Annotated in this window: 19 protein-coding genes, 4 pseudogenes, 1 CRISPR repeat array and 1 riboswitch; of the genes and pseudogenes, 15 read left to right on the top strand and 8 right to left on the bottom strand. The window is 59.0% G+C overall.

Translation table 11 applies throughout. The features are described from left to right. Nucleotides 1–234: 234 nt before the first annotated feature. A pseudogene (locus NBH12_RS10915) lies at nt 235–501 on the top strand (transposase family protein); the annotation flags it as partial. A gap of 16 nt (nt 502–517) precedes the next feature. Further along, nucleotides 518–748 (top strand): annotated as a pseudogene (locus NBH12_RS02765) (transposase); the annotation flags it as partial. A gap of 216 nt (nt 749–964) precedes the next feature. Continuing rightward, nucleotides 965–1,475: a CRISPR direct-repeat array (repeat unit 33 nt; unit sequence GTCGCTCCCCATCCGGGGAGCGTGGATTGAAAT). Between the two features lie 347 nt (nt 1,476–1,822). On the opposite strand, the pseudogene NBH12_RS02760 reads toward NBH12_RS02765, so the two are convergent. The 3 genes and pseudogenes from NBH12_RS02760 to rpoZ form a co-directional block, all read right to left on the bottom strand. Further along, a pseudogene (locus NBH12_RS02760) lies at nt 1,823–2,218 on the bottom strand (Fic family protein); the annotation flags it as partial. Between the two features lie 292 nt (nt 2,219–2,510). Continuing rightward, the gene (gene metK / locus NBH12_RS02755; protein WP_250819149.1) at nt 2,511–3,731 is read right to left on the bottom strand and encodes a methionine adenosyltransferase; all 1,221 of its coding nucleotides are present in this window, start codon (nt 3,729–3,731) and stop codon (nt 2,511–2,513) included. Beyond that, nucleotides 3,727–3,786, bottom strand: a riboswitch (SAM riboswitch). It overlaps the preceding gene by 5 nt. 230 nt (nt 3,787–4,016) lie before the next feature. Then, nucleotides 4,017–4,301 (bottom strand): DNA-directed RNA polymerase subunit omega, encoded by a 285-nt coding sequence (gene rpoZ, locus NBH12_RS02750; protein ID WP_003830251.1) that lies wholly within the window; start codon nt 4,299–4,301, stop codon nt 4,017–4,019. Between the two features lie 166 nt (nt 4,302–4,467). Here rpoZ and ilvD point away from each other — a divergent pair, with 166 nt between their 5' ends. After that, nucleotides 4,468–6,330: a dihydroxy-acid dehydratase gene (gene ilvD, locus NBH12_RS02745; RefSeq protein ID WP_074525147.1), complete on the top strand. Its 1,863-nt coding sequence runs from the start codon at nt 4,468–4,470 to the stop codon at nt 6,328–6,330. 295 nt (nt 6,331–6,625) lie between these two features. Here ilvD and fmt read toward each other — a convergent pair whose 3' ends face one another. The 4 genes from fmt to serB all read right to left on the bottom strand — a co-directional run bounded on the left by fmt (nt 6,626) and on the right by serB (nt 11,712). Further along, nucleotides 6,626–7,639 carry a methionyl-tRNA formyltransferase gene (gene fmt / locus NBH12_RS02740; RefSeq protein ID WP_003832943.1) on the bottom strand — a complete coding sequence of 338 codons (1,014 nt, stop codon included), beginning with the start codon at nt 7,637–7,639 and terminating at the stop codon, nt 6,626–6,628. 139 nt (nt 7,640–7,778) lie between these two features. Beyond that, nucleotides 7,779–8,483, bottom strand: a complete 705-nt coding sequence (locus NBH12_RS02735; protein ID WP_003832945.1) for an HAD family hydrolase — start codon at nt 8,481–8,483, stop codon at nt 7,779–7,781. Nucleotides 8,484–8,632: 149 nt separating this feature from the next. After that, complete coding sequence (locus NBH12_RS02730) at nt 8,633–10,942, bottom strand: primosomal protein N' (protein WP_003832947.1); 2,310 nt, start codon at nt 10,940–10,942, stop codon at nt 8,633–8,635. A 47-nt stretch (nt 10,943–10,989) separates the two neighbouring features. After that, nucleotides 10,990–11,712, bottom strand: a complete 723-nt coding sequence (serB, locus tag NBH12_RS02725; protein WP_052787521.1) for a phosphoserine phosphatase SerB — start codon at nt 11,710–11,712, stop codon at nt 10,990–10,992. 50 nt (nt 11,713–11,762) lie between these two features. Between serB and NBH12_RS02720 the strand changes: the two genes are divergently transcribed. Further along, nucleotides 11,763–12,458, top strand: coding sequence for a DedA family protein (locus tag NBH12_RS02720; RefSeq protein WP_014483521.1), 696 nt, complete (start codon nt 11,763–11,765; stop codon nt 12,456–12,458). A gap of 68 nt (nt 12,459–12,526) precedes the next feature. After that, nucleotides 12,527–14,086 (top strand): annotated as a pseudogene (gene arc, locus NBH12_RS02715) (proteasome ATPase); the annotation flags it as partial. 59 nt (nt 14,087–14,145) lie between these two features. On the opposite strand, the gene NBH12_RS02710 reads toward arc, so the two are convergent. Continuing rightward, nucleotides 14,146–14,859, bottom strand: coding sequence for an HAD family hydrolase (locus tag NBH12_RS02710; protein WP_025332388.1), 714 nt, complete (start codon nt 14,857–14,859; stop codon nt 14,146–14,148). A gap of 243 nt (nt 14,860–15,102) precedes the next feature. Here NBH12_RS02710 and NBH12_RS02705 point away from each other — a divergent pair, with 243 nt between their 5' ends. From NBH12_RS02705 to pafA, 10 genes are all read left to right on the top strand, one after another. Continuing rightward, nucleotides 15,103–16,596, top strand: a complete 1,494-nt coding sequence (locus NBH12_RS02705) for a BglG family transcription antiterminator (RefSeq protein ID WP_016462462.1) — start codon at nt 15,103–15,105, stop codon at nt 16,594–16,596. Further along, the gene (locus tag NBH12_RS02700; RefSeq protein ID WP_250819148.1) at nt 16,593–17,021 is read left to right on the top strand and encodes a PTS sugar transporter subunit IIA; all 429 of its coding nucleotides are present in this window, start codon (nt 16,593–16,595) and stop codon (nt 17,019–17,021) included. Before NBH12_RS02705 ends, NBH12_RS02700 begins: the two co-directional genes overlap by 4 nt. A gap of 43 nt (nt 17,022–17,064) precedes the next feature. Further along, nucleotides 17,065–17,535, top strand: a complete 471-nt coding sequence (locus tag NBH12_RS02695; protein WP_250819147.1) for a PTS sugar transporter subunit IIA — start codon at nt 17,065–17,067, stop codon at nt 17,533–17,535. A 50-nt stretch (nt 17,536–17,585) separates the two neighbouring features. Next, nucleotides 17,586–17,897, top strand: a complete 312-nt coding sequence (locus tag NBH12_RS02690) for a PTS fructose transporter subunit IIB (protein WP_003830271.1) — start codon at nt 17,586–17,588, stop codon at nt 17,895–17,897. A gap of 51 nt (nt 17,898–17,948) precedes the next feature. Continuing rightward, the gene (locus NBH12_RS02685) at nt 17,949–19,067 is read left to right on the top strand and encodes a PTS fructose transporter subunit IIC (protein WP_015439051.1); all 1,119 of its coding nucleotides are present in this window, start codon (nt 17,949–17,951) and stop codon (nt 19,065–19,067) included. 177 nt (nt 19,068–19,244) lie between these two features. Next, nucleotides 19,245–19,961, top strand: coding sequence for a D-allulose 6-phosphate 3-epimerase (gene alsE / locus NBH12_RS02680; RefSeq protein WP_015439050.1), 717 nt, complete (start codon nt 19,245–19,247; stop codon nt 19,959–19,961). Nucleotides 19,962–20,072: 111 nt separating this feature from the next. After that, entirely contained in the window at nt 20,073–21,737 is a 1,665-nt protein-coding gene (gene dop / locus NBH12_RS02675; protein WP_025301339.1) for a depupylase/deamidase Dop, read from the top strand. A gap of 11 nt (nt 21,738–21,748) precedes the next feature. Further along, nucleotides 21,749–22,645: an inositol monophosphatase family protein gene (locus tag NBH12_RS02670; RefSeq protein WP_014483529.1), complete on the top strand. Its 897-nt coding sequence runs from the start codon at nt 21,749–21,751 to the stop codon at nt 22,643–22,645. Between the two features lie 109 nt (nt 22,646–22,754). Continuing rightward, nucleotides 22,755–22,952, top strand: a complete 198-nt coding sequence (locus tag NBH12_RS02665) for a ubiquitin-like protein Pup (RefSeq protein WP_003830276.1) — start codon at nt 22,755–22,757, stop codon at nt 22,950–22,952. Then, nucleotides 22,952–24,439, top strand: a complete 1,488-nt coding sequence (pafA, locus tag NBH12_RS02660) for a Pup--protein ligase (protein WP_025263124.1) — start codon at nt 22,952–22,954, stop codon at nt 24,437–24,439. Before NBH12_RS02665 ends, pafA begins: the two co-directional genes overlap by 1 nt. The last annotated feature ends 130 nt before the right edge of the window (nt 24,440–24,569 follow it).

The following is a 24,569-nucleotide window of genomic DNA, read 5'->3' as shown; positions in this document are numbered from 1 at the left end:
GTGTGCGGGTATGGGAGGGGCGTTCTCCTGTTAGGTTTGTTTCCGCCAAGAAATAGAACCGAGGAACAGAGGAACGCCTGTGCCCACCATATTAGCCGGCGCGCTCAAGCGCATGCCGGGCCTGCCCGCGAACGTCGTGGCCGGCGTGCCGCGCGTCGAGAAGGACCCACGCGGAGGGGACGTCGTCATCGTCCTGGTGCGCCCGTACGCGAGGGACATGGACCGGTGCGCCAGATGTGGGGAGCGTGGCCGGCCGTACGACCGGCTGGGTGTGCGCCGCTGGCGGCATCTCGACATCGGCTGCGCCAGGCTCCTGCTGGAGCACGCGCCCCAGAGGGTCGATTGCGTGGAACACGGGGTGACCGTCGCGATGGTGCCGTGGCGAGACGCAAGAGCGCGTACACGCGTGACCTCGAGCGGCAGGTCGCATGGTTGAGCGTGCATGCGCCCAGGAGCGCCGTGTCGGCGCTGATGCGCGTCGACTGGAAGAGCGTGGGCCCGATCTGCAGACGCGTCCCTCTCGGGCATCGAGGAGTTCTCGAGGCTCGGCGAGAAGATCGACCGCCGCCGCTTCGACATCCTGCGCACCATCCGGTCCGGACTATCCAACGCTCGCCTGGAGGCCGTCAGCAACAAGATCAAGACCACCATCAAGATGGGCTACGGCTACAGGAACCTCGGCAACCTCATCGCTCTGGTCATGCTCAAATGCGGCGGCCTCAACCTCCAACTCCCCGGACGCCAATAACCCGTAAGCCAGACCAGGGACCCACACCCACACAAACACCCGAAGAGCCATTTTTTTCGTATGCACTCCGTGATGCCAGCTGTGCTATTTAGGATGCCCGGAAAGACGCCAATCTTGACTTTGTCGAACAATGCACATCGACACGCCGATCGAACATGGTTTTTACTAGTGACGAAACACGAAACACCGACTTGACTAAAAACATCCGAAACCCGAGTCGCTCCCCATCCGGGGAGCGTGGATTGAAATTTGGACAACGGGTACCGGTTGCCGTCCATACGGCGGTCGCTCCCCATCCGGGGAGCGTGGATTGAAATACGTCCGTGACCGTCACGTTCGCGGCGTCACCATGTCGCTCCCCATCCGGGGAGCGTGGATTGAAATACCTCAGTAGACGTAGCCGTTGCGGCGGGCGCGCGCGTCGCTCCCCATCCGGGGAGCGTGGATTGAAATGTAAATCTCAGGTTGCGCGAAAACACATGTTTCGACGTCGATCCCCATCCGGGGAGCGTGGATTGAAATTGGCTCGCCCACAACTGGTACTAAGGAGAGGGACAGTCGCTCCCCATTCGGGGAGCGTGGATTGAAATCTGTACGGCAAGGCTCAGACCGGCAGCGAGGGCTGGTCGCTCCCCATTCGGGGAGCGTGGATTGAAATCAAGCCCCCATACCCCGCGCAGCCCTCAAATCCAGCGTCGCTCCCCATCTGGGGAGCGTGGGTTCCTATGCCGGATTAATACGTTGGTTGATGTCGGTATCGTCCCATCTATCCTTGATATAAGGATTTGTGATGGGGGTAACGATACCAGCTTGGTTCCACTGGTCAACGTATGAGTATCGGATACGGTTCGGTGCGTATGTTTCGATCATTCGTTGATAGTAATCGCGTTCATTAAGAAGCAGGTCCACCAGATATCCGGGTTCGCTTGGGAAATTCTTTAGTGCGCGAGTATAAAGATTGTGGTGTTCGTCCAATACCAGAGCTGGAACGGAATCTAAGCGCAAGAGTTCTTTAAACATGACGAGTCGCCCAATTCGACCGTTACCGTCGGAGAATGGGTGCGTGGATTCGAACATCCAATGTGCTTTTGCGATTGCAAAAGGATCATCTTCCAATTGTGAGTACAAGCTGAATACCCGTTTCATGGCAAGAGGCACATCTGCGGGGAGTACCGTATGAATTCCCTCAAGTTGGCTGATGACGTTGGGCACTATTTTGTATCCGCCGACGTTGCGGTTGGCGTCGAATTCTTGGCTGGTGCCGCGTTTGAGAATTCCATGAAGGCTGCATACAAGGCTTTTGTTTACTGGGTCGTCTACATGATCTAAGACCCAATTGAACGCATTGAAGTGGTTCGTTGTTTCGGCGACATCGTCTGCTCTGATTTCATCGTTGATGTTGTCGGGGAGCAAGGCACCCGTGTTGAACAGCTGCGCGGTTTGTTCTGGTGAAAGAGTGGAGCCTTCCATGTGGTTGGAATTGTAGGCAAATAGAATCTGTGAGTTGTAGTACAGGCCTCCGCCAACATGCTGGTCTCGCTCGCTCTTTAGCCAGTCGACAAGTCTGACGCGTTCCATGCTAGGCTCCTTTGGCATTTAGGCGAGATATGTTTTCATGCTACTGCGCACTGGAATATATTACTGGGTTTACTACTAACATGCCTCTGAATAGAGAGGCATGTTAGCAGTGCTTGAAAAACGGGTGCCTTCCACCGTAACAAGTGGGAGGCACCCGTTGAATTCAATTGGAACTTAATTCAGCTCACTCCCCAGCAATCGCGGCCTTGAGCTCCTCGACCTTGTCGGTCTTCTCCCACGGGAACTCAACGTCCGTGCGGCCGAAGTGACCGTATGCGGCGGTCTTCAGATAAATCGGACGTTTCAGATCCAGCTCGTCGATAATCGCAGCGGGGCGCAGATCGAAGACCTTGCGCACGGCGGCGGCGATCTGGCCTCGCGTCACACCCTGCTCGGTGCCGAAGGTTTCCACGTTGACGGACACCGGGTCGGCAACACCAATGGCATAGGCGATCTGGATCTCGACCTTGTGTGCCAAGCCGGCAGCAACGATGTTCTTGGCAACCCAACGAGTCGCATACGCGGCGGAACGGTCGACCTTGGACGGGTCCTTGCCGGAGAACGCGCCGCCACCGTGGTGAGCAGCGCCACCGTAGGTGTCCACGATGATCTTGCGGCCGGTCAGGCCGGCGTCGGCGGCCGGGCCACCCAAGATGAACGAACCGGTCGGGTTGACCAGCTGGCGGTAGTTGTCGTGCGGCACCTTGGAGCCCAGCACTTCATCAAGCACCGGGTCAATCACGTGTTTCTTCAGCTCAACCGCAAGCCAATCCTGTGTAACCTCAGGGTCATGTTGGGTGGAAATCAGCACGGTGTCCAGCCGAACTGGCTGATCGTTGTCGTCGTATTCAATGGTCACCTGGGTTTTGCCGTCCGGGCGCAGGTGCGGCACTTTGCCGGACTTGCGGACCTCGGTCAGGCGGAAGGCAAGACGATGTGCCAGATAAATCGGCAGCGGCATCAACGTCGGGGTCTCGTCGGTGGCATAGCCGAACATCACGCCCTGATCGCCGGCACCCTGTGCCTCGTAACGCTCTTCACGGCTGGCGGCGGTCTCTTGCGCGCCGGTCAGTCGAGCAACACCTTGGTTGATTTCGGCGCTCTGCTCGGTGATGGCCACCACGACGCCGCAGGAATCGGCATCGAGACCGACCTCGGAGGAGGTGTAGCCGATATTGCGCAGCGTCTCGCGCACCTTGGACTGCACGTCGCAATATCCCTCAGACGTGACTTCGCCGAAGACCAGGAACACGCCGGTGGCGGCGGAGGTCTCCACGGCCACATGGCTGGACGGATCCTGGGCCAGCAGATCATCAAGAATGGCGTCGGAGATTTGATCGCAGACCTTATCGGGGTGACCTTCGGTCACGGATTCGGCGGAAATAAGTCGATGTTCTTCTGTCATATCATCCCTTTCTTCAGGACTTATCGCCCCGCGGAAAACGAGGCACAATGATACGTCGTTGATTGTTATGTATTGAGTTATTGATGAAGCACACATAGTTAAGGGCTCGTGCCAACCACACGGTGGCGCGAGCCCTTAACAACACGTTCGCTCCTGAACTTGAGTTATAGACGATTGCCGCAACATGAGCAAGTGTGTCGCCCTAAATCAGTCGAAAGCATATCGACGGCAACTATGCGGCAAGCATCGGATAAGTGTCTAACTCAAGCCCAAGCCAGCGGGAAATCAGTTGCCCTCGTTGGTGTCGTCCTCGCCCAGGGTCTCCTCAAGCAGGCCCTCGTCGATCTCGCGGAACGCGATGGACAGCGGCTTCTCGTTGTTCTGGTATTCGACCAGCGGGCCGACGTTCTGCAGCAGGCCCTCGTTAAGCTGGGTGAAGTAGGAGTTGATCTGACGGGCGCGCTTGGCGGCGAAAATGGCCAGAGCGTACTTGGAATCGGCGTGCTGCATCAGGTCGTCGATCGGCGGGTTTGCGAGACCATCAGGGGTCGGGTCAGTGCCAAAAGCCATTATTCATATCTCCAGACTTGGAAAATCTATCTCAACGAAGCGAGTATAGAGGTTTGGGACGACTTCTTCCAAGAAAATTTATGTGTGAGAAACGTTACGTTTTTGAAAATTCCACTATTCGACTCTTGACAAGTGGCGTGTCCCTCGCAAAGGCTTGAATAGAACCATGACTGAAATGCGATCTGCAAAAATTATGTCAGGGCGCGTCTTTGCAGGCGCTCGAGCCCTTTACCGTGCTGCAGGCGTCAGCGGAGACGACATGGGCAAGAAGCCCATCATCGCCATCGCCAACTCCTTCGATGAGTTCCTGCCTGGCCACGTTCATCTGAACAAGGTCGGACGCATCGTTTCCGAGGCCATCCGGGAAGCCGGCGGCATTCCGCGCGAGTTCAACACGATGGCTGTGGACGACGGCATCGCCATGGGCCACACCGGCATGCTGTACTCTCTGCCTTCCCGCGATATCATCGCCGACACCGTCGAATACCAGTGCAACGCGCACTGTGCCGACGCCCTGATCTGCATCCCGAACTGCGACAAGGTCGTGCCGGGCATGCTGATGGCCGCCCTGCGCCTCAACATCCCGACCGTGTTCGTCTCCGGCGGCCCGATGGAGGCCGGCACCACGGTGCTCGCCGACGGCACCGTCAAGAGCACCGACCTCATCGACGTGATGTACGCCACCGCCGACGACTCCGTCTCCGATGAGGAACTGCTCAACTACGAGAAGACCGTCTGCCCGACCTGTGGCTCCTGCGCTGGCATGTTCACCGCCAACTCGATGAACTGCCTGACCGAGGCCATCGGCTTGGCTCTGCCCGGCAACGGCACCATCCTCGCCTCTCACTCCTACCGCAAGGATCTGTTCAAGCGCGCCGCCCAGCAGGTCGTCAAGATCGCCCACCAGTACTACGACGATTCCGACGATTCCGTGCTGCCGCGCTCCATCGCCACCAAGGAAGCTTTTGAGAACGCCATGACCATGGATGTGGCCATGGGTGGTTCCACCAACACCGTGCTGCACATTCTCGCCATGGCCCAGTCCGCCGATGTGGACTTCACCTTGGACGACATCGAACGCATCTCGCACACCGTGCCGTGCATCTGCAAGGCCAGCCCCTCCGGCAAGTGGGAGATCTCCGACGTGCACCGTGCCGGCGGTATCACCGGCATCCTCGGCGAACTCGAGCGCGCGGGCAAGCTGCACACCAACGTGCACTCCATCGACTACCCGACGCTGGAAGCCAAGCTGGCTGATTGGGACATCATGCGCCCCACCTGCACAGAGGAAGCCAAGCAGATGTACAAGGCCGCACCTGGCCACATCATCTCCCCGGAACCGTGGACGCACACCACTTTGTTCGACTCGCTCGACCGCGACCGTGTCAACGGCGCCATCCACGACATCGATCACCCGGAGATCCACGAGGGCGGCCTCGCCGTGCTGCGCGGCAACCTGGCCCCTGACGGCTGCGTGGTCAAGACCGCCGGTGTTCCACCGGAGATCTGGAAGTTCCGTGGACCGGCTCTGGTGGTCGACTCCCAGGAGCAGGCCATCGAGGTCATCCTGAACGACACCCTGAAGCCCGGCATGGCTCTGGTCATTCGTTACGAGGGTCCGAAGGGTGGCCCGGGTATGCAGGAAATGCTGTACCCGACCTCCTTCGTCAAGGGCAAGGGCATCGGCAAGCAGGTCGCAATGCTCACCGACGGCCGCTACTCCGGTGGTTCCTCCGGTCTGGCCATTGGCCACATGGCTCCTGAGGCCGCGAACAAGGGGCCGGTGGCGCTCATCAAGAACGGCGACATCATCGACATCGACATCGAAGCCCGTTCCGTGAACGTCGAGCTGACCGACGAGCAGCTGGACGAGCGTCGTCGTGAACTTGAGGCCGGCGACGGCTACGTGGCTCATCGCGACCGTCATGTCTCCCAGGCGTTGAAGGCATACGCTGCTTTCGCCCGCTCGGCCGACAAGGGGGCAACCCGTGACCCGGAGCTTATCAACAAGCTCTCCGGTCTCGCCTGATAGCAGATTGCATAGCTGAAAAGGTCCGGTACCTTCACGAAGAAGGTGTCGGACCTTTTGCTTTGCTCCTGACTGGTGGGAGCTGGCTTGCGAAGCAAGACTGAGGATGGTTCCTAGCGAGATGCCCTAACGACCACCCTCAGTCTCACTGTGTTCGACAGCTCTCCGAGCCCTGCAATCGCGGATGGCCTATGGCCATGTTTTTCTGGTTCGCCTGACGGCTCACACTCGCCTACAAACAGCCCACTGGGCTGTTTTGCTGTACGGCTCTCCCGCCAGCGGGAGCGAAGCCGCTTTACCTCACGCAGGCAGCGGGGGAGAGGCGTGCGCCTCGGGCCCAGTCGGCAGCGCGCATGGCTTTCTTGCCCTGGGCCTTGACCTGGGTGAGTTCCAGCGCGCCGGTACCGGTACCGACCCATACATTCTTCTTGCCGACCTTCAGTTCGCCGGGATCGAGGTCGATTGGAGTATTGGGATTCATCTGATCAGCCGGTTGCGCGGCAAGAATGTGCAATGTGAGAGACTTGGCGGTGGTCGCAAGATTCGACGATTCCTCGTTGGCCTCGCCGCTGTCAGCTATCAACCCCTCTGCAAACAGTTCGGTCCAAGCTCCCGGATGTGGCGTGCATGCACGAATCTGGCGGTCGATGGCCTCCGCCGGGTCAGCCCAGTTGATGCGGGCATCTTCCACGGTGATTTTATGCGCGTATTCCAAACCCTCGGCAGGTTGCGGCGTGAATACGGCAGTGCCGCTGCCCACGGCAGCCAGGGCATCTACATACATGGGAGCGCCTTCTTCGGCCAAACGAGCAAGCAGCTCGCCAGAGGTCTCCCGCCCGGTCAGCTCAATGGTCAACGAGGCGATAATCGGTCCATCGTCCAAGCCTTCGCCAACCTTGAACACGTCGGCACCAGTGGTCGGATCGCCGTTCCAAATTGCACGTTGGGCGGGAGCGGCGCCACGCCATTTCGGCAGGTTGGAGAAGTGCAGGTTGTACCAGCCCATCGGTACGGCATCCAACACTGACTTGGGAAGAATATTGCCGTAAGCGATAACGGCGGCAATATCCGCATGCAGCCCCTTCAGGGCCTCCATGAACTCGGGGGAGCGAGGCTTGGTGTCAATCACCGTCAGACCAAGCTCCACGGCTGCGGCTTTGACCGGGCTCGGCGTGAGCTTTCGACCACGGCCAGTAGGCGCGTCCGGACGGGTGATGACGCCGACGACCTCAAAACGAGAGTCGGCGGCGAACGCCTGAAGTGAGGGCACTGCGACATCGGGTGTGCCGGCGAACACTAGCTTGAGCATATTTCTTCCTTAACGGGAACGAACCCGTGCTCATGTCACGGATAAAGTCATTGTCAACGTATAAGCGAGAATGCGGTGGCCGCACATGTGCGGGCTCTGTATCCGGCGAATGCCGAAAAGCAAGCCGCGGAACAGAGTCCTACTGCACGTCGGGAATGTTCACGCCGTTGGCAATGAGCAATTCGCGCAGCTTGACGGGATCCTGGAAGCGAACGCCGCGAATGCCTGCAGCGTTCGAGCCAACGATGTTCATGGCCTTGTCATCGATGAACAGGGCGCCATCCGCCTTGATGCCGAACTCCTTCAGCGCCGCATCATAGATTTCCTTGTGAGGCTTGCGCAGCTTGACGAATCCGGAGACCAGCTTGCCATCCAGCTTCTGCAGGATGTCACACTGTTCCTCGGCCACATGGAACAGGCTGGCCTCCCAGTTGCTCAGTCCCCATACTCCGATGCCGGCAGCCTTGAGGTCGTCGACCAGCACGCGCGCGCCGGGCACAATGCCGGTCAGGGAATCGCGGAAGTTCTTGATGTAATAGTCGAGGATGTCAGCCCACTTGTCGCCCTTACGTTCGCGCATAATAGCGATGGCCTCTTCGGTGCTGGTGCCGCCGTCCATGAGGTCGTTGACATCGTAGAAGCCCGAGATGTCGTTATCGAGGAATTCGTCGATGGTCTTTTGGCTGTAACGGGGGATAAGCACTGCGGCCGGATCCCAGTAGATTAGTACATTACCGAAGTCGAAAATCACGTCGGTGATTGGTTTGCCAGCGTTGGCGGCAGCCTCGCCGTCAGCGACCAGCACGTCGTAATCCATATCCGGCTCTCCGGGCCAACCCTTCATGGTTCCTCCTCCGTTTTGAGGTTGTTGTTCTGTAATCATCGTTTCACGTGTTGGAGACGATTGGGTCTTTCTTGGACCTCCCTCAGTCTGTCGTCGCATACAGCTCCTCTCCGCAGGGGAGCTAGAGAGACATCGACGTGGGGAAGAACCTAGATTAAATCCTTGGGGTCAATGCGGAAACGGAGTTCGCCCGGCTCCCTGGAAGCCACGTGACGGGCTGTTTCCCGGTGAAGACGGATGGCCAGCTCAGCTCGCTGGCTTTGCGGCACACGTACCACGGCTTTCACCCGGTCGGCCGTGGCTTCGAGCTCCCGCGCATCGACGGTATCGGGCTGAGCAATCGGCACCGGTCCCAGCATGCCCGGCAACTCGCCGCATACCGCCCAGTCTCCTCCGAGCGCGCCAATGCGCTGCATCAGCGTCATCACTGCATCGCGTCGTCCCCACACACAGGCTGCGGCCACAGTCGGCGGCATACCGGTTTCCATGCGCTCGTCCAGATCCTTGGATGCCAAAATTCGCGAATCCCACATCATCAACGATTGAGCGATGGCCGGATCGGTCTCTCCCAATATCAGCGCCTGCCCACCTCGAGAGCGAGGCGCGCACAGCGAAACCGCCCGCATCCAAGCCGTCAACGTATCCAAGCGTGCATCTACACCCAGTGCATACAGACTGGTCCAAGCATCAAGAATCGCCACGGCGCGGTATTCGTGGCCAGCCGCCCCCCGCTCATTGCTCACCGGGCGCACACGCGGCTCGAAACCCGGCGTGGCAATCACAATCATCGGCTTGCACGGCACATCGCGGACCAATCCCTGAGCCTTGCTGGACAACACCATCGGCACGCTGCGGAACAGTCCAGCCAATTCAGCAGCCGTGCCGGCCGCCCCCACACGTACCACACGCATGCGTTCATGCCCACAGCCGGGGCATATCCAATGAATGGCCGCAGCGCCGCACCATTGACACCGAGGCGCGGATTCGCTTCTATCTGCCGGCAATTGCAGCGGACCGGAACATTTCGCGCAGCGTGCCTGACGGTGGCATTTCGCGCAGCTCAATGCTTCACTGGTACTGTCCTGAGGAATCGAGAGCAACACGGGGCCGCTTTCCAACGCTTTGCTGAGCACACGCACAGCCGTATGAGGCACACGAGCGCCGATGGTCGCATCCGCCAAACGAGCCAGCTCGTCGCGATTCAGCCAGCGAACCCACGGCGTCGCATCTTTCAGCGGTGAGGCAAGCGGATGGATTGCCGTGGAATAGCCACTCACCGGCGTCTCCACCGTGCCTGGGCCAGTGTTCTCCCACTGACTCTGCACTGTGCGTGCATTGGCCATCGCCACGAATACGCCGCCGTGTGATTTGGCGCGCAGCCGCATCACGCCGCGTGCCTGCGGATACGGCATCATGCCGTCCATGTTTTGATAGGCGGCATCTTCCAATATGGCGAACAGAGCAGGACCTTCAACCGGCGCATACATCACCGCGCGGGTGCCGATAATCACCTTTACCTGTCCTAATGCCACGGCCAAATACGCACGGTATCGGTCCGCCGCAGGCATCTGGGCATTCAACACTGCGACATCGCCTATCCAGCTGCCGGAAGGTGTGGGGGAGAACGGTTTGAGCCCATAGTTGCGCAACATTGGAAGCAAATCCTCGACTTCCCTCATGGTGGGAAGTTCCACCACGGACGGTTTGCCGGCGCTGAGCGCAGTGGCAACCATCCATGCCATATTCCGTTGCCATTCCTGGGCTCCGGATAGCAAGTCGAAAACAAAGGATTGGAACCGTTGCCCGTGCAGGGCATCATTCAGCACATTGGCTTCGCCATAATTGGCGACAATGCGCCGATAGGCTTGTGCGGCGCCCTCTGATACCGAATCGGCCACCTCAAACGAGGAACCGGATGGGCGGGTGCCATCCGGCAGGGTGCCGCGGCCGGCAAACCCTCCTTGTACGTTATCCGGCAACGAGCCACCGACCGGTCGTCGGAACGAAGCAGTCAACCGCTGCTCGGCCTCCACCTTGGCCACGCGCGGCGGCACGGCAAAGCGCAGGATATTGGCCCGCGTACCACCATAGGCATTGGCGATGAGCCCGATATCCTCGCGCATCGAAGCGGGGACTAGCACGTCAGGACTCAGCACTCGCTCGATATAGCGAATTGAAGAGCGCGGTGTATCGCTGGTGGAAGTCCGCGACCAAATCACGCCGCCGACCCGTTGACCGCCGAACCGCACGCGCACCAGAACGCCGGGTTGCGCGGCATCACTGTCCTTCTCGTCGATGAAGTAGTCGAATGTCTGACCAAGATGCAGCGCCTGCACATCGAGCACCACTTGTGCAATGGGATCATGCTCGGCGGGCGTGTGCTCCGCGGGCGCACGTTTGCGCCGCTTGCGTGGGGCCAACCCGTCAAACGTGAGCTGCTGTGCGTCCGATGTAGTCATGCCTCAACTATAAGGGCCTCAGCCAATACCGGTAATTATCTACCGGTCTACCGGCGCAGATAGTCGAGTACGTGCATCAGGTCGCGGTCGTTGATAGCCTCATCGGCGGCGAGCTGGGTCTTCGGCTTGGCGCAGAAAGCAATACCCAGACTGGCGGCCTGAATCATCGGAATATCATTCGCGCCATCACCCACGGCCACGGTCTGGCTCATCGGAATATCCAGCTGCTTGGCCCACTCCCGCAGCGCATGCAGTTTCACGGTCTTGCAGACAATCTCGCCCAACACCTTGCCGGTCAAGCGCCCATCGGCAACTTCAAGTCGGTTCGCAATCCAATAATCGATATGCCCCTCGGCGGCCAGCTTGTCGACCACCTCATGGAAGCCGCCGGACACCACGCCGACCTTCCAGCCATGCGCATGCAGCGTGTCAATCAGCTCCAGCGCGCCTTTGGTGAAATGCAGCTTGTCATGCACGGCGTCGAACACGGAGACCGGCAAGCCTTTAAGCAGCGCCACGCGAGCCCGCAGCGCATCGCAGAACTCCAGTTCGCCGCGCATCGCGCGTTCGGTCACCTTCGCGATTTCCTCACCGGATCCGGCGGCCTCGCCCAACTCATCGATAACCTCTTCATCAATGAGCGTGGAGTCCACATCCATCACCAGCAGACCGGGCTCAGCCAGCGTCGGTACGGAATCGGCGGAACCGCCCAAAGCCCCAACTTCGCTTTCGGCGGACTTGTCAATAAAATGCACATCTTCTTGCGTCATGCTTTCGATTCTCGAAAAACCTTGAGACAATGCCCTCTATGAGTTTTTCTATGGAGCTTGCCACTGCACTCGCGGCTAACCCCACACCCATCTGCACCACGTCCGAAGGCGGCCTGATCGGCACCATCACCGAATGGCTCATCACCCTGATGGAAACCATCGGCGGCATCGGCGTGGCTCTGGCCATCGCCCTCGAATCGGTGTTCCCGCCCATCCCTTCCGAAGTGATTCTGCCGCTCGCAGGCTTCACCGCGGCCCGCGGCACGCTGAGTCTGCCCGGCGCGATCATCTGGGCCACCATTGGCTCTTTGCTGGGTGCATGGACGCTGTATGGCATTTCCCGCTGGGTGGGCTTGCATCGCATCAACCGCGCGGCGGACAAGATTCCAGGCGTCAGCCGCAAGGATGTGAGCAAGGCCAACGACTGGTTCACCAAGTACGGCACATGGTCGGTGCTCATCGGCCGAGTGATTCCCGTGGTGCGCTCGCTGATTTCCATTCCCGCCGGCTTCAACCGCATGAATTTCCTGCAGTTCACCGGCTGGACCCTGCTCGGATCGGCCGTATGGAACACCATCTTGGTGTCCGCAGGTTATCTGCTCGGAGACCAATGGTGCTCGATTCAAGGCGCGCTCGGTGTGTTCGAAGACGTGGTCATCGTGGCCGTGGTTGTGGTCATCGTATGGTTCGCGGTGAAAAAAGTGCGTACTGTGGTGCGTAACAGGAAAGCACAGCATGGCGAATAACGCCAAGCCCGCATAAGGGTTCGGATGGTTCCGATAGGGGAGTGAAGGCATATATGGGAGAAGCCGAAAATCTTGCCGAGCTGAACGACCGGCTTATGGCCAAGAACCATGCGCTCGCCGAAGCTCTGAACCGTGCCGGCAAAGAGCTCACCAAAGCCAAATCGCAGCTGGCGCAACTCGCACAGCCGCCGCTCACCTTCGCCACGATGGTCAAAATCGATTCGACCCACACCGATGAGGACGGCGTACAGCATGCCAGTGCCGAGGTGATTTCCGGTACTCGACGCATGATTGTGCCCGTGGCCGCGAACGTCAACGCGTCTCGTCTCGCCGCTGGTTCCACTGTTGTGCTCAACGAGAAGCTCGTGCTGGTCGAACAGCGCGATGCCGATACCGTGGGCCAGATTCGAGTAGTCAAGCAAATACTCGATGATGGGCGTCTGATTGTTGCCGATGCTTCCGGCAATCCCGTGCTGGTGCGCCGTTCCAGTGCGCTCAGTTTGACCGCCATCAGCCAAGGCGATCGCATTATCGTCGATCCGTCCGTGCGGCTCGCCATCGAACTGCTGCCCAATGAGAGTGACCGGGATCTGGTGTTGGAAGAGACGCCAGACGTCACCTTTGCCGACATCGGCGGTTTGGACAGCGAGATCGGCCGCATCAGGGATGCCGTGCAGCTGCCGTTCCAGCATCGCGCGCTGTTTGAACGCTATGATTTGAAGCCGCCGAAGGGCGTATTGCTCTACGGGCCTCCCGGCAATGGCAAAACGATGATTGCCAAAGCCGTGGCCAATGCCTTGTGCGAAGGCGGCTATGACATGGATGGTGATGGCTCTATCAACGGCAGAGAGCAGCAGGTCAAAGGCGTATTTCTGTCCGTCAAAGGGCCTGAACTGCTCAACAAGTACGTCGGTGAATCCGAGCGTCTGATTCGTCTGATTTTCCAACGCGCCCGCGAACGCGCCGCCGAAGGCAAGCTGGTGGTCGTATTCATCGACGAGATGGACTCGCTGCTAAGAACCCGCGGCTCCGGTGTATCCTCCGACGTGGAAACCACCATCGTGCCACAGTTCCTTTCCGAACTCGACGGCGTGGAATCGCTCGATAATGTGATGGTGATTGGCGCATCCAATCGCGTGGACATGATCGATCCCGCCGTGCTGCGCCCGGGCCGTCTTGACGTGAAGATTCGTATAGACCGGCCTTCCGGCGAGGCCGCCGCCTCCATCGTGCGTCATTACCTGACTGACGACCTGCCGCTTGAACAGGGTCTGGATGCCGATGCGCTCTCCCGCGTACTTGTGCGAGATATCTATACACGTTCCGAGCGCCGGCATCTCGCTGACGTGCGTGACGAGCGCGGCACGTGGAATGCGCTGTTCCTGGCCGACGTGGTTTCCGGCGCGAGCCTCAAGAATATCGTTGACCGTGCGAAGACCCACGCGGTTAAAGCATCGATTGCATCAGGCAAGGATGTGGCTCTTGATGCCACGTTGCTTGGCCGTGCGGTCGAAGATGAGTTTGCTGAGACTCGCGATTCGCTGCTTGACGCCGATCCGGTGCAATGGGCGCGTGTCAATGGTTTCGACGCTGGACGAGTCACTGCAATCCGTGCAGTAGGGCGTTGAATCAGCTGTGCGGCTGAGTTATAGCCATAAGTCAGCCGCACAACGGAACGATCACATACCTATTCGGCGACCGCCGGAATCGGCACTCCGGCATCGATAAGCGTCTCTCGCAGTCCGCGCTCGTCGCGGAAACGGATGCAGCGAATCCCCGCACGGTTCGCGCCGATCACATTGGACGCCCTGTCGTCAACAAACACGGTTGTCTCGGCATCAATGCCAAAGGACTCCAATGCTTTCATATAGATGGCCGTATCGGGCTTGCGCATATGGACCTCACTGGAAATGACGCGTCCATTCAGCATGCGCAGAATCTCATAGGCGTTCTCGGCCTCGCCAATGGTCTCCCGTTGCCAATTCGACAATCCCCATACACCAAGGCCGGCGGTCTTGATGTCATGCACCAGTACGCGCATGCCGGGAATGGTGCCGGTAAGTGAGTCCAAGAAATTATCGAAATAGTAGGCAAGCATCTCAGCCCAGCGTTCACCATGAGTCTCACGTATCCACGCAATGCCCTCGGCCGGGCTGGCTCCCGCATCCATCCTGTCGCAGGCGTCGTAAAAGCCGGATATGTCATTGTCGAGAAAATCCTCGATACGCTTCTCGCTGTAGCGCGGCATGAACAGTGCCTGCGGTTCCCAATCGACCAGTACATTGCCGAAATCAAAGATGACGTTGGCGATCGGCTGCCTGGCATGAGCCGCAGCGGCGTCATAGGCGATCACTTCATTGAACGGTATATTCAGCTCCGATTCTCCAGGCCAACCCTTCATCGCGTTTCCTTTCATGAGATTCATGAGACCTATTGAACAGGCATCAGGTGCAAAGGCGGAAAACCGCCCTCAACTCTCATATTAGGTTCGTGCGGCAGCGCTACTCGGAGCGGCTGATGGTCTGATGTCCGTTGTCTACGGACAGGAGGCAGTGTCCGTAGACAACGGACAACAGTTTGTCCGTAGAACGGCAGTCCGCCTCCGTGTTCCCCTTACATTGGAATATGTCAAGGAGGCAAGGCAATGGCGACTGGCTACAATAAATCACTGCTCAACTACCTGTTGAACCGCCGTGATTTCGTTCCCGGAACGGAGCTGTCCGCGGTACTTGGCGTGTCGACCAAAACCGTGTCACGTATCGTCAAGCATGTCAACGAACAGTCCACGAATGGCATGATCATCGAATCGCAGCGCGGTCGCGGCTATCGCCTCAACTCCTCCAATTACTTCGCCCAGCGAGACCTCAACGCGGAAGCCGGCAAGCCCGGTGTGCTGAGCTCGGTGGAACGCCGCGACGAGATCATCAAGCGTCTGCTCATCACCGCTCCGCAGCAGTACCGCATCAATGATCTGTGGGGCAAGTTCTACATCAGCGAATCCGCTATCGCGGTGGATGTGCGCACCTTGCGTAGCATGCTTGCCAAGTTCGATTTGGATCTTGCCCGCAGCGCCGATGTCATTTGGGTGTCCGGTACCGAAACCGACATCCGTCGTGCGATGGCCAGCCTGCTGGTCACCGATGATGACATCGCCAACGGTCAGTTCATGCACGCTGACCATACGGTGCAGCAGCGTGACGTGGCATTCGTCTCTCACCAGCTTGACCTCATCGAGGACCTCACCCACGCACAGGTTCCTTACCCGTACAGCGTGAACCTGTTCACCCACCTGTACATTCTCATCGAACGCTTCCGCGGCGTCGGGGCATTGATCGACGAAGGCGAGCAGGGCAACGCTGACGAAGCGCTGATGGAGCACCATCAGGAGATCACGCAGGTCTGCGAGAAGGTCATCGGCAACTTCGACGCCTACCTCGGCACCGCACTGCCGCGTATCGAGGTCTACTACCTGTACCAGTACCTCACTTCCTCGCGCATCGACTTCGCTCAGCTCGACCCGCACGAGATCCCCGATGACGTGCGCGAGTTGACTTATGAACTCATCGATCATGTCGCCGAAGACCCGGCCTTCCGCACCATCGACAAGCAGGCGCTGTTCGCTCACCTGTCGCTGCATATGAAGCCGCTGATGAACCGCTTGCGCAACAACATTCGTGTGGCCAACAATCTGCTCGAGCAAATCAAGCTTGAATACCCGTACCTGTTCAGCAAGGTGAGCGATGCCTGCCGCGAGCTGGAGTGCCGCCATGGGCTTGCCCGCATCGACGATGAGGAGCTTGGTTTCATCACCGTGCATTTCGCGCAGGCCGTGGAGCGTGCTCCGATGCCGCTCAACCTGCTACTGGTATGCACAACGGGCCTGGGCACCGCGCAGCTATTGCAGGCCAAGATCGCCAAGCGCTTTTCCGGGTTCAACATTGTGGAAACGGTGTCGTCGCGCAATCTGGCGCAAACGCTCGCCAAATACTCGGATATCGATCTGGTTGTTTCCACCGTCCGCCTGCCGGATGACGTCGCAGCGCCCACGTTGGTGGTGTCCGCGATGCTCACCACCGAGGATCAGGACCGTCTCGAACAGGAAGCCAACCGCATCCGCAGGGAGGCGATGGGACGATGAAACGACTCATGGTATGGGAGCCGGCATTGGCCGCCAACGACAAGCACACGCTTATCTCCAGCGTGGCTGAGTCTCTTGCCTGGCAAGGCGTGGTGCCATTCGGCGAGCAAGACGCGCTGGTCGAAGCCCTTGTGGCCCGCGAAGATTTGGGCAATACGCTTATTGCCACCAACACAGCGATTCCGCACGCCACATGCCCGGCGGTTACTGAAGGCGCGTTCGTCTACGTCAAACTCGCCGAACCGCTTCTCGATTGGAGTGAAGGCGCGGCAGTGGATCGGTTCGTGTTCACCGCGGTGCCCGAACAGCCGAGCGCGGACGATGGGGAAGCCGTAAAACGCTTCTTCACCTCACTGGCCGACGATGCGGTGCTGAACGTGTTCAGTACCGGCAGCCAAGAGTCAGTAACCCAGATTTTCCAATAGGAACCAAACGATTTTTTTCAACAACTAGGAGAAAGGAACCACAGTGGCAGACACCGCAACCCTTACCCTCAACGACGTTCTCGATCGCAACACGATTCTCACTGACGTCAAGGTCAAGACCAAGGAAGATGTGTTCCGCACGCTCGCCGAGCGCTTGTTTGAACAAGGATACGTTTCCTCCGTCGATGACTTCCTCGATGCACTGCACAAGCGCGAAGAGGAAGGCGCCACCGGCATCGGCAATCACATTGCCATCCCTCACGGCCGTAGCGAGACTGTGACCCGCAACGGCGTCGCCATCGCGATTCTCGATCATGAGATCGAGTGGGAATCCTTGGATGACACCGGCGCCAAGCTGGTGGTCATGTTCACCGTCGGTGCCTCCGGCGATGGCGCGAACGATCATCTGAAGCTGCTCTCGATGTTCGCCCGCAAGATGGCCCAGCAGCAAGTCGTTGACGCGCTGCTTAAAGCCAAGGATGCCGACGAGGTCATCGCCGCGTTCCAAGACTGAACCGTTTCCCGAACCAATAGCAACCAATAAACACAACAAAGGAGTACATCATGAAGATCGTCGGAGTGAGCGCCTGCACCGTTGGCATTGCGCACACCTACATGGCCCAGCAGAAGCTCGAAGATGCCGCCAAGGCCGCGGGCGATGAGGTCAAGATCGAGACCCAGGGCACCATCGGCGTCGAGAACGAGCTGACCGCCCAGGACATCGCCGACGCGGACATTGTGATTCTCGCCATCGATATCAAGATCGCCAACGAAGAGCGCTTTGCCGGCAAGAAGGTCGTCAAGGTCTCCACCGAGACCGCGATCAAGGCTCCGAACAAGCTCATCGCCAAGCTTCACGAAATCGCCGAAAAGTAATCGCTTTCCGCGCTTATAGCAATAGAGATAAGAAAACAAGGAGGAATTTCAATGAAGAATTTCTGGAAGGCTGCCAATTTTAAGGGGCACCTGCTTACCGCAATCTCGTACATGATTCCAATCGTGTGCGGTGCCGGTTTCGTCATTGCCATCGGTATGGCCTTCGGCGGTACCAGCCAGGACTCGCTTGTGATGGGCAAGTTCAACTTCCTGGAAGCGCTCGCCACCCTCGGTGGCAAGGCCCTGGGCATGCTGCCGGTCATCATCGCCACCGGCATCGCCTTCTCCATCGCCGGTAAGCCGGGTATTGCACCGGGCTTTGTGGTGGGTCTCGCGGCCAACTCCATCTCCGCCGGTTTCATCGGCGGCATCATCGGTGGTTATGTCGCCGGCTGGATCGCCGTGGCCGTCATCAAGTTCGTGAAGGTTCCGAGCTGGGCCAAGGGCCTGATGCCTACTCTGATCGTGCCGTTCCTAGCATCACTGAGCTCCGGTCTGATCATGGTCTACATCATCGGCACCCCGGTCTCCTGGTTCACCAGCTGGCTGACCAACCTGCTGCAGTCCATGTCCGGTGCCTCCAACCTCATCTTCGGTGCTGTGATCGGTACCCTGTCCATCGTCGATTTCGGCGGCCCGATCAACAAGACCGCGTTCGCATTCGCCCTGACCCTGCAGGCTGAAGGCCTCAACGGCGCCGTCACCGCTCTGCAGCTGACCAACACCGCCACCCCGATCGGCTTCGGCTTCGCATTCCTTGTCGCCAAGCTGCTGCGCAAGAACATCTACACCCGCGAAGAGGTCGAGACCCTGAAGTCCTCCGTGCCGATGGGCGTGGTCAACATCGTCGAAGGCACCATCCCGATTGTGATGAACGACCTGGTGCGTGGCATCGTGGCTGCTGGCCTCGGCGGCTGCGTTGAAGGTGCAATCCTGATGTCCCTTGCCAACGGCGAAGGTGCAACGGTTCCGTTCGGTGGCTTCCTCATGCTGCCGACCATGGGCTCCAACTGGTGGGTCGGCCTGCTGGCCATCGCCGCCAACGTGGTCGTCACCGGCGTGGTCTACGCACTGATCAAGAAGGACATCCCCGCCGATCAGCTCGATGCCGTGCAGTCCTCCTCCGCCGAGGAAGAGGAGCTCGACCTCGACGACATCAAGGTCATGTGATTGGCACCGCGAGATAGCGGACACCGTTACATCGGTCAGTAACTGACCGCAATCATCACAACAGAGTAAGGCCGCGCGCCGGCCAACCGGAATCACAAGGTCTGTGGCACCGGCGCGCGGTTTCTTATGCCCAAAAACCTGGAAATATCCCGTATTACTCAAGAAAGAAGCGCAGTAATGACTCGCAAGATTCAGCTCTCACCGTCCCTGATGACCATGGATCTCGATCAGTTCAAGGAGCAGATTACTTTCCTCAATGACAAGGTCAACTCCTTCCACATCGATGTGATGGACGGTCACTTCGTGCCGAACATCACCCTCTCTCCCTGGTTCGTGGAACAGGTACGCAAGATCTCCGATGTGCCGATGAGCGCCCACATGATGGTGATGGACGCCCCCTTCTGGGTCGAGCGTCTCATCGAGGTCAAGTGCGACTACATCTGCTTCCCCTCCGAGGTGGCCAACGGTGTGGCTTTCTCTATAATCGACAAGATCCACGCTGCCGGTCTTAAGGCTGGCGCTGTGCTCAACCCGGAGACCTCAATCGATGTCATCAAGCCGTACATCGATCTGCTCGACAAGATCACGATCATGACCATCGACCCCGGTTTCGCTGGCCAGCGCTTCCTCGAGTCGACGCTTGACAAGATCGTCGAACTGCGTGCTCTGCGCGAGGAGATGGGCTACAACTACGAGATCGAGATGGACGGCTCCACCAACAAGGCGCACTGGAAGATGATTTCCGATGCGAACCCGGATGTTTACGTCATCGGCCGCTCCGGTCTGTTCGGCCTGACCGACAACATCGAATCCTCTTGGAACCAGATGGTCTCCGAATACGAGGAATGCACCGGCTTCCAGTTCGACAACGGACTGTACACCACCGCCAAGTGACGCAGCGTGCGAAAAGGCACGCGCATAATCAGTCGTATATGACCCATTCCTAACCTCGTGGCTCCCGTCTTTGCTCAGGCAAGGCCGGGAGCCACGTCTATTATGGAATCCATGAGTGTGAAGCGTGTGATGGGCACCGAAACCGAATATGCGGTGTCGCTGAGCGGAGCCGGTCGTTATAACCCGGTGCAACTGTCTTTCGATGTGGTCAACGGTGCGGCAGGCAGCCATAGCAAGAACATCCGTTGGGATTACCGGCAGGAAGATCCGGTCAACGATGCGCGTGGCACCCGCCTTGAACGCGCTGCGGCACGCCCTGACATGCTCACCGATGCACCGCAACTGAATATCACCAACGTGATCGCCCCCAACGGCGGCCGTGTCTACGTCGACCATGCGCACCCCGAATATTCCGCACCGGAAACGACTGACCCATTCGAGGCCGTCCTCTACGATCATGCTGGCGACCTCATCATGCAAGCCGCCACCGAGCGGGCCAGCAGCCAGACCGGCACGCCTATCGAACTACATCGCAACAACGTGGACGGCAAAGGTTCCTGCTGGGGCACGCACGAGAACTATATGATGGCCCGTGCGGTTCCCTTCGATCAGGTCACTCGCCTGATGACTCTGCACTTCGTCACGCGCCAGATATACGCCGGCTCCGGTCGCGTGGGAATCGGCGAGCGCAGTGAGATGCCCGGTTATCAACTGAGCCAGCGTGCCGACTATATCCACGCCAAGGTCGGATTGCAGACCACTTTTGAACGGCCGATTATCAACACGCGCGACGAATCGCACGCCACCGACGAGTATCGCCGCCTGCATGTCATCGTTGGCGATGCCAACCGCATGGATGTGCCGCAAGTGTTGAAGCTTGGCACTACGAGCATGCTGCTGTGGCTGCTCGAGCATGCTGATGAGGCCGGCTTTGATCTCAACGCTTTTCTTGACGAACTTGAGCTGGCCGATCCGGTGGAAGCCGTGCACATCGTCTCACATGACCTCACGTTAGACGCTGCACTGCCGCTGGCCAATGGCGGTGAGACCACCGCCTGGCTGATTCAGCTCAAGCTGAGGCAAGCCGTTTACCAGGTCGCTGCGCTGATTGACGGCACGGACACCTCCGGGGAACCCGCATGGCCGGACAAGTCCACCACTTCCGTCATGGCGATGTGGGGGCAGGCGCTTGCCGATTGCGTCGCCATCCGTCATGCCGACGCCGATCAGCGTCTTACCATGACCGGCGAGGCCAGTCGTGTTGAATGGCTGCTCAAATGGCAACTGTTGGAAAAGTTGCGCCGAAAGATCACCGGAGCGGCAACCCCCGATGCCGCCAACGGTTGGGACGATTCTCGTCTGAAGGTCATCGATTTGAAGTGGGCCGCCCTCGATTCTCGGGATAGCGTGTTTGCCAAGCTTGAACCGCGTACCGAGCGGGTAAACGCCGCAGCCGACCTCGCACGTGCCACCACAGAGCCTCCTGAAAATACCCGCGCATGGCTGAGGGCCAAATTGGTGGAGCGCTTTGGCGTCGAAGTGGCAGCCGTCAGTTGGTCTCGCCTGACCGCACGAGACCCTAACGCAGTCGATGCCGGAGAGGCGACCGAGTTCTACGGCAATGCGGGGCATATGGCCGCGCCCGATCATCACTTGTTCTCCTTGGACATCTCCGATCCGCTCGCCTATGGCAAAGCACGTTGCGAAGCAAAGCTCAACGCAGCCGAACACGCCATCGATCTACTGAAGGCATTGGCCATCAATGGCGAACGGTAAACTTGATGACTATGGAAGAAACACGCGAAGAGACCCCACAGGACCTGCGCAACCTGGCGCTCAAGGTCGCCGGATTGCTTGAGGAAGCCGGCCAGCACGCCCTTCACGATCAGCTCAACCCACGCAATCTCGCCCTGCCCAGTACGGACGATGGCGAACACGGCCCTCGCTATAGGCTGGAGACCGACAGCAAGATTCTGCGTTTCATGAGTTCCAGACTTGCCGACATCGCCCATTTCGACGGGTTCTGGACCACACGCCCCGCCGAAAGCCGCCCTGGTCAGCGCTATTGGTACATCGGCAAAATCGACGGTGTCATCAACTATGTGCGCCGCATGAGCGAATGGACCCTGACAGCGGCTCTCTTTGAGTTCGGACCGGATAATGAGCCCAAGCCCATTATCGGTGTGGTGCATGCGCCGGCCTTGGGCTTGACCTATTTGGCCGCCAGGGGAGCGGGAGCCGTGCGTATTCATAAGACTGCTGTCGGTGAAAAGCGCGACAAAGTCGTTCCCTCGATGACCTCCTCGCTGGACGGTTCCGTGCTGAGCTATGGCATGTCCTTCATCCCCAGCGAATCTCAGCGTGCCCTTGATGTCGCATCAGCTCTTGCGGGACAGCCGGCCGATATCAAGCGTGTCGGTCCCGCCTCGCTTGACTTGTGCAAGGTTGCGGACGGTACGTATGATGCCTACTTTGAACCCATGCTGCACGTGTGGGACATCGCGGCCATCGCCGCAGGAACCGTGGTGGTGTGGGAGGCCCAGGGTACGCTGAGCCGATGGGACGGCGAACGCATCCACTGGCGTCACGACAATGACGTAGTGGCCTCCAACGGCCTGATCATTCGCGAACTGCGGCAATACCTGCAGCGATACCCCTGGCCCGATTCCATCAACCAGCGATAAATACTTGATCTGTCTTGGGATCCTTGGCTCCCCTCTCTGAGGGGAGCTGGCTCGCGAAGCGAGACTGAGGGGAGCCCTCAAATCGAATCAATTCACAAAAGAAGGCAACATGCCACAACAATTTGAACAGTCGCAAGCCCAGCAGTCGGCGGCTCAGGAAGATGAGACGCTCGCTTCCGTGCAGCCAGACATCCAAGCTGAGGACCAGTCCGACGTACTCGACGACATTCTCAACGACATCGAATCCACTTTGGAAACCAATGCCGAGGAATACGTCAACAGCTTCGTGCAAAAAGGTGGCGAGTGATGCCTCAGCTGCGTGACAGCGGCACCCGCTCCCTGCATGCTTCGGAACCCGTGCCATCCGCTGAGATGGACGGGTTCTGCCGTATTTTCGGCGTGGAAACCGAATACGGAGTGTCCGTGACCGGTGCCAGCAAGCCGGTGGACGCCGGCCAGGTGGCCATGACCATGTTCCAGCCGGTCGTGTCCCGCTCACGTTCCACCAACACCTATCTGGATAATGGTTCACGCCTGTATCTGGATGTCGGATCCCACCCCGAATACGCCACCGCCGAGGCACGAGATCCGCGCGAGGCTCTGGCTCAGGATCTCGCCGGCGAACAGGTCATGCGCAATCTGGCTTTGAAGGCGCAGCGCAAACTGCGTGAGACTCACGGCGAGCGCGCCATGATTCACGTGTTCAAGAACAACGTTGACTCCGCCGGTCACGCTTTCGGTTGCCACGAGAACTATCTGGTCCGCCGTTTTGTGCCGTTGGAGACCATCGAGCACCAGCTGCTGCCGTTCCTCATCACCCGTCAACTGTTCACCGGCGCCGGCCGCATGACTCCGGACGGCTTCCAGATCACCCAACGTGCGGACTTCCTGGACGAAGCCGTCTCCTCGGCCACCACGCGTTCCCGTCCGATGGTCAACACGCGCGACGAACCGCACGCCGACCCCGACTCCTTCCGTCGGCTGCATGTGATCATCGGCGACTCGAACCGTTCGCAATGGGCCACATGGATGAAGCTTGCCGTGACGCACCTCGTGCTGTGCGTGATTGAAGATGCCTTCCGCAATGAAGTTCCTTCTGGATTCGAGGACTATGCCTTTGCTGACCCTGCGGCTGCCAACCGTGCCGTCAGCCGGTTCCCGGACAACTCACATGCCGAGCTGGCGCTTGAATCGGGCGAATCTGTGACTGCATTGGATTTGCAGCGCCGGTATTATGCAGCGGTCGAAGCCTTTATCACGAATCATGATGATGCCTTGGTCGGCTCGCTGCCGGTGACGGGAATCAAGACCGTCATGGGGGAGTGGCACCGTGCTCTGGACGCACTGGACCACGGTGAATACGATGCGCTCGCCGACCGTGTGGACTGGGCTGCCAAGAAGCGTCTATTCGACGCACTCAGGAACCGTCGACCGGATGTCACCTTCGCCCAGTTGGAACAGCTTGAGCTCGATTACCACGACATCGCCAATGGCCGCCTGTATGGTTCACTGACCTCTCGCAACCAGCTGCGCGAACTCTTGACGAGCAATGACGTGGCAATCGCCGTGCACAATCCGCCTACCGACACTCGTGCAGCCCTGCGTGGTCAATTCATCAGGGCAGCGCTTGCCGCCGGAGCCCAGTTCTCCGCAGACTGGACCCACTTAACCGTGGCGGCTCCCGAACGCCGCGAAGCCGTGCTTCTCGACCCATTCGAATCCGAGCCGACCGAAGAATTCACACAGTTGATGGGAGTGCTTCCGAATGGTTCTGATGAGCCTGTGCAGGTTTAAATAGCCCCCCATTACCATGTTTGGTAGGCCCCGATGGTCGGGGTCGGGTCGCCGGTTCCGGTATGACTTTCCTGCCCTGTCGTCGATGATCCGGGGGGTGTTGTCGCCGGGAACGGGGACGCCCGATGAC

This window comes from Bifidobacterium sp. M3-N-101 (genome assembly GCF_023656805.1).
In the GTDB taxonomy this organism is placed as follows: Bacteria; Actinomycetota; Actinomycetes; order Actinomycetales; family Bifidobacteriaceae; genus Bifidobacterium; species Bifidobacterium breve.
Note: the sequence above shows the minus strand (reverse complement) of the source record. Positions and strands in the feature narration are given on the sequence as shown.